This window comes from Rahnella inusitata, assembly GCF_965118895.1.
Taxonomy (GTDB): Bacteria; Pseudomonadota; Gammaproteobacteria; order Enterobacterales; family Enterobacteriaceae; genus Rahnella; species Rahnella inusitata_A.
In genome coordinates this window covers 1-3103 of the sequence record NZ_CBCPJJ010000041.1, presented here as the reverse complement: position 1 = coordinate 3103, position 3103 = coordinate 1, and the positions used below count along the sequence as shown (strand labels likewise).

Here is a 3103-nt window from a genome sequence, read left to right as displayed (position 1 = left end):
CTCGCGCAGCAGAGTCACTCTAAAACACCTTTGGTGTTGTAAGGTTAAGCCTCTCGGGTCATTAGTACTGGTTAGCTCAATGCATCGCTGCACTTACACACCCAGCCTATCAACGTCTTAGTCTTAAACGTCCCTTCAGGTGGCTTAAAGCCACAGGGAAGACTCATCTCGAGGCAAGTTTCGCGCTTAGATGCTTTCAGCGCTTATCTTTTCCGCATTTAGCTACCGGGCAATGCCATTGGCATGACAACCCGAACACCAGTGATGCGTCCACTCCGGTCCTCTCGTACTAGGAGCAGCCCCTCTCAATCTTCCAACGCCCACGGCAGATAGGGACCGAACTGTCTCACGACGTTCTAAACCCAGCTCGCGTACCACTTTAAACGGCGAACAGCCGTACCCTTGGGACCTACTTCAGCCCCAGGATGTGATGAGCCGACATCGAGGTGCCAAACACCGCCGTCGATATGAACTCTTGGGCGGTATCAGCCTGTTATCCCCGGAGTACCTTTTATCCGTTGAGCGATGGCCCTTCCATTCAGAACCACCGGATCACTATGACCTACTTTCGTACCTGCTCGAGCCGTCACTCTCGCAGTCAAGCTAGCTTATGCCATTGCACTAACCTCACGATGTCCGACCGTGATTAGCTAACCTTCGTGCTCCTCCGTTACTCTTTAGGAGGAGACCGCCCCAGTCAAACTACCCACCAGACACTGTCCTCACCCCGGATTACGGGGCCGAGTTAGAACATCAAACATTAAAGGGTGGTATTTCAAGGTTGGCTCCACGCAGACTGGCGTCCACGCTTCAAAGCCTCCCACCTATCCTACACATCAAGGCTCAATGTTCAGTGTCAAGCTATAGTAAAGGTTCACGGGGTCTTTCCGTCTTGCCGCGGGTACACTGCATCTTCACAGCGAGTTCAATTTCACTGAGTCTCGGGTGGAGACAGCCTGGCCATCATTACGCCATTCGTGCAGGTCGGAACTTACCCGACAAGGAATTTCGCTACCTTAGGACCGTTATAGTTACGGCCGCCGTTTACCGGGGCTTCGATCAAGAGCTTCGCATTGCTGCTAACCCCATCAATTAACCTTCCGGCACCGGGCAGGCGTCACACCGTATACGTCCACTTTCGTGTTTGCACAGTGCTGTGTTTTTATTAAACAGTTGCAGCCAGCTGGTATCTGCGACTGGCTTCGGCTCCGAGAGCAAGTCTCTTCACCTACGCGCCAGCGTGCCTTCTCCCGAAGTTACGGCACCATTTTGCCTAGTTCCTTCACCCGAGTTCTCTCAAGCGCCTGAGTATTCTCTACCTGACCACCTGTGTCGGTTTGGGGTACGATTTCGTGTTACCTGGAGCTTAGAGGCTTTTCCTGGAAGCATGGCATCAACTACTTCACCACCGTAGTGGCTCGTTATCACGCCTCAGGGTTGAATATGCAACCGGATTTACCAAGTCACACCCCCTACACGCTTGAACCGGGACAACCGTCGCCCGGCTAGCCTAGCCTTCTCCGTCCCCCCTTCGCAGTAACACCAAGTGCTGGAATATTAACCAGCTTCCCATCGACTACGCTTTTCAGCCTCGCCTTAGGGGTCGACTCACCCTGCCCCGATTAACGTTGGACAGGAACCCTTGGTCTTCCGGCGTGCGGGTTTTTCACCCGCATTATCGTTACTTATGTCAGCATTCGCACTTCTGATACCTCCAGCAACCCTCACAGGTCACCTTCGACGGCTTACAGAACGCTCCCCTACCCAACAACGCCTAAGCGTCGCTGCCGCAGCTTCGGTGCATGGTTTAGCCCCGTTACATCTTCCGCGCAGGCCGACTCGACCAGTGAGCTATTACGCTTTCTTTAAATGATGGCTGCTTCTAAGCCAACATCCTGGCTGTCTATGCCTTCCCACATCGTTTCCCACTTAACCATGACTTTGGGACCTTAGCTGGCGGTCTGGGTTGTTTCCCTCTTCACGACGGACGTTAGCACCCGCCGTGTGTCTCCCGTGATAACATTCTTCGGTATTCGGAGTTTGCATCGAGTTGGTAAGCCGGGATGGCCCCCTAGTCGAAACAGTGCTCTACCCCCGAAGATGAGTTCACGAGGCGCTACCTAAATAGCTTTCGGGGAGAACCAGCTATCTCCCGGTTTGATTGGCCTTTCACCCCCAGCCACAAGTCATCCGCTAATTTTTCAACATTAGTCGGTTCGGTCCTCCAGTTAGTGTTACCCAACCTTCAACCTGCCCATGGCTAGATCACCGGGTTTCGGGTCTATACCTTGCAACTTGACGCCCAGTTAAGACTCGGTTTCCCTACGGCTCCCCTATTCGGTTAACCTTGCTACAAAATATAAGTCGCTGACCCATTATACAAAAGGTACGCAGTCACCCAACAAAGTAGGCTCCCACTGCTTGTACGTACACGGTTTCAGGTTCTATTTCACTCCCCTCGCCGGGGTTCTTTTCGCCTTTCCCTCACGGTACTGGTTCACTATCGGTCAGTCAGGAGTATTTAGCCTTGGAGGATGGTCCCCCCATATTCAGACAGGATGTCACGTGTCCCGCCCTACTCATCGAACTCACAATAAGTGCATTTTTGTGTACGGGACTATCACCCTATACTGTGCGACTTTCCAGACGCTTCCACTAATGCACAAACTGATTCAGGTTCTGGGCTCTTCCCCGTTCGCTCGCCGCTACTGGGGGAATCTCGGTTGATTTCTTTTCCTCGGGGTACTTAGATGTTTCAGTTCCCCCGGTTCGCCTTGCATGGCTATGTATTCACCATGCAATAGTGTGTCGAAACACACTGGGTTTCCCCATTCGGGTATCGTCGGTTATAACGGTTCATATCACCTTACCGACGCTTTTCGCAGATTAGCACGCCCTTCATCGCCTCTGACTGCCTAGGCATCCACCGTGTACGCTTAGTCGCTTAACCTCACAACCCGAAGGTGTCTTAAAAGACATCGTCGCATTGCGATTATTTGAGAGACTCTATTACAGACAAAAGCACCACTCAGTACTTCTACGGAGAGTGATGTTCAGCTGTAATGTTTCAATTTTCAGCTTGTTCCAGATTGTTAAAGAGCAA

General features: G+C 52.1%; 1 rRNA gene. It reads right to left on the bottom strand.

Annotation, left to right across the window (positions count from 1 at the left end):
* Window positions 1-40 precede the first annotated feature (40 nt).
* Window positions 41-2950 (bottom strand): 23S ribosomal RNA (locus ACMHLI_RS23335).
* Between the last annotated feature and the right edge of the window lie 153 nt (window positions 2951-3103).